The sequence below is a fragment of the Streptomyces aureus genome, assembly GCF_001418135.1.
GTDB classification, from domain to species: domain Bacteria; phylum Actinomycetota; class Actinomycetes; order Streptomycetales; family Streptomycetaceae; genus Streptomyces; species Streptomyces aureus_A.
Genome location: NZ_LIPQ01000689.1, coordinates 1 through 3,099, shown reverse-complemented (window position 1 = coordinate 3,099; position 3,099 = coordinate 1). Strand labels below are relative to the sequence as shown.

Genomic DNA, 3,099 nt, shown 5'->3' with positions numbered 1-3,099 from the left:
CCGCGGGGCTGTTCTTTGGGGGGATGGGGGTGGCGGTGGCCGACTCGTCTTGGCGCGAGTTGGTTATGGAAACGCCGGGGGTTGCGTTCAAGGGCAAGTACCAGTGGCAGCCGACGACCAAGGTGCCGAGCGGACTTCACGTGAAGGGCCAGCTGCGGGACGGCAACAAAGACGACGGTCACAACGTCTACCTGCGCACCAAAGTCGAAGGCTACGCATGGGGCCACCTCAAGGGCTCTCAGGGGAAGAGCATTACGGTCGACAAGGTCTTCTTCGACGGCGCGGTTCTGAAGACCAAGGAAGTGCGGCTTCACGCGTGCATCGACCGTGGGTCCCTGCGCCCTGATTACTGCTCACCGGAGCGGCTGTTCTGGCGGAGGTAGTCAACGGTTCGGGGGAGCCGCCCAAGTGCGGCTCCCCACCCCCCAGGGAGCACATCACGATGGACGTCATTCTCCGCGCTGAGGGCGTGGATCTCTTCTACGGCATCGAGCAAGCCGTCAGCGGTGCTGATTTCACACTCAAGCGTGGCGAAGTGGCCGCCATCATGGGCAGTAGCGGGTCGGGTAAGTCTTCGCTGCTGTACTGCCTCGCGGGGGTACTGCCACCGACGAACGGCACAGTGACCTTCGACGGCGTCCAGCTCGCCACCCTTCCCGACGGGGAGTTGAGCGCCTTACGGCGAACGCGCCTCGGGTTCGTCTTTCAGTACGGGGAGCTTCTGCCCGAACTGACCGTCGAGGAGAACGCAGCCCTTCCCCTTCGGCTCGCCGGCATCAGCAAGGTGCACGCCCACGCTGTGGCCGCGCAGGTACTGGGCCGACTCGGGATGGGTGATCTGTTGCGACGTAGGACCTCGAAGTTGTCCGGGGGCCAGAGTCAGCGTGTGGCGGTCGCACGCGCTCTCGTCCACCGGCCTGACGTGGTGTTCGCGGATGAGCCGACCGGGGCACTCGACAGTGCCAACGCGGCTGCCGTGCTAGATGAGTTCCTTCAACTGGCTCGGAGGCAGAAGACGGCCGTGATCATCGTGACGCACGACAGCGACGTGGCCGCGAGGGCCGACACTCAGTACACGATGTCGGACGGCGTCCTGGCCCAGCAGGTGACTGTGTGAACGCATTCGCCCTCGGGATGCGTCTGCTTTGGGGCAGCGGGCGTCGGGGGCGGGTGCGCTTCCTCCTGATGGCGCTCGGCTCGGCACTCGGAGTGGCGTGCCTAGCCGCCGTCCTCGCCATTCCATCGATCCTCATGGCCCACGACGCTCGCACGGCAGCCCGTGAGCCGCGTCCAGGCACCAGCAACGTCTTGTTCCAGGAATTCAGGGACCCGTACGGGTCACAGCCACTCCATCGAGTCTTCGTCGCACAGACGAGACCCGGGCCTACGCCGGTGCCGCCGGGAATCGAAAAGCTCCCTGGCGCCGGTGAGGCGATCGTTTCTCCGAAGCTCGGTGAGATTCTCGCTGCCAATCCACGGACGGCCAGCCTTGTCCCCGGTCGCGTCACCGGAACTATCGCGCCGCAGGGACTGGGGGCCAGCGACGACCTTTACGCATACATCGGCACCACTCCAGCCGAGCTGACCGAGGCAGAAGAGCTCGGCGCCTTCGGCACTGGCCGAACCTGGCGGGAGATCGTCGACCCGTCAACCCTCACGATCTTGCGTTTCACTCTCGGGTGCATCGTGCTGCTACCGCTCGTCATCTTCCTCTCTGTCTGCGCCCGACTCTCCGGAGAATCGCGTGCCCGGCGGCTCGCCGCCCTCCGACTCGTCGGGCTCAGCATGAAGGACACCCTGCGGGTAAATGCCGGGGAGAGTGTCGCCGCCGCGTCAGTCGGGGCCGTGATCGGGGTTGTGGGATATCTCGGGGTCAACGAGATGATGGCCCGGGTCGGACTTCCAGGCTTGCACTGGTATCCGGCGGACGGCCGACCCTCTGGGCCGACCCTTGCCATGTGCCTGCTGGGATGCCCGGCGCTCGCATGGTCCGTAGGGCAGTTCAGCGCACGGCGGGCTGCCATGTCTCCCATCAGCGTGCGACGAACCGGGGACCGCAAGCCTCCGAGGAAGTTCGGGACACTGCTCCTGGTTCCAGGGCTGGGCATCATCGGCGGGTACTGCGTGCTCAGCGTCATGGGGCGGGACCCCTCCGGGGGATCGGCCAGTTCTCTGCTGGTGCCTGGTGCCGTTTTGTTGACCGGTGCCGGGCTCGTCTTCGGGCTGGCACCCATCACGGCGTGGCTGGCGCGGCGGCTGGCCGGTGCGGTGAACTCTCTCCCAGTGGCCTTGGCAATGCGGCGGACCGAGGTTGACCCTGGGTCCTCGCTGAGAGTGGTCACCGGGCTCGTGCTGCTGGTTTTCGGCGCCTCGCTGACGCAGGGAGTACTCGTCGAAATTGACCAGGTCAGTCGGCGGACGGCTCCCCTCCAGGAGTACAAGATCAGCTTGGACAAACTCACGCCGCCTCAGCGGAAGGCACTCTCGAACGTCCCGGGTGTGCGGACGCAGGTGGTCTCGTACAGCTCCTGGGATCCGCTGGATGGCACCGACGTGCCCCGTGCCGACCTCGTAATCTCCACCTGCGCGCAGCTCGCCTCGTCCACAGAGCGCTCCACAGGCTGCGTGGACGGCAAGATCATGCAACTGCGCAATGACCACTCGCCCTTGGAGTACGACCCGAAAGCGGGAGAGCGCTACCCGTTTGCGTTGAAGGACGGCCGCAAGGCCACATTCACCGTGCCCCGGGAGAAGGTGAACGTGAGTCCCTGGGATGTCTCCGTCTTCGCTTCAGGCACCCTGCTCGTCCCTCCTGGCCTCCTCCCGGCCCCCCTCGCCGATTCCGCCGGCACCCTAACCCTCGTCAGTGACTCCGACCCCGCCACCATCCGTTCCGTTCTCGACGGCATCGGGGCCATCGCGCCCACCTCCCCCGTCGAGCCCGTCGGGATCGTCATCGACTCGCTCGCTCAGCTCGCCGTCATTCGGAGTCTGCTTGGCGTCGGGATGGTGCTCGGGCTTGTCATCGGGGTGGCCGCGTTCGTTGTGTCTGTGGCCGATCGGGCCATGGAGCGGCGGGGGCAGGTGACCGCGCTCGCG

3 protein-coding genes are annotated in these 3,099 nt (G+C 66.2%); all 3 read left to right on the top strand.

Annotation, left to right across the window (positions count from 1 at the left end; all coding sequences use genetic code 11):
- A partial coding sequence (locus tag AOK00_RS37985) for a hypothetical protein (protein ID WP_079042381.1) occupies positions 1-383 on the top strand: 383 nt, incomplete at its 5' end.
- Positions 384-442: 59 nt separating this feature from the next.
- On the top strand, positions 443-1,117 hold the full coding sequence (locus AOK00_RS36160) for an ABC transporter ATP-binding protein (RefSeq protein WP_055604321.1): 675 nt from the start codon (positions 443-445) through the stop codon (positions 1,115-1,117).
- Positions 1,114-3,099, top strand: a 1,986-nt coding sequence (locus AOK00_RS36155; protein ID WP_216822293.1) for an FtsX-like permease family protein, incomplete at its 3' end; no start/stop codon positions are given. The genes AOK00_RS36160 and AOK00_RS36155, both read left to right, overlap by 4 nt.

What these genes read in the sequence shown, in the direction of transcription:
- AOK00_RS36160 (WP_055604321.1), top strand. Translation starts at nt 443, where the DNA reads ATGGACGTCATTCTCCGCGCTGAGGGCGTGGATCTCTTCTACGGCATC.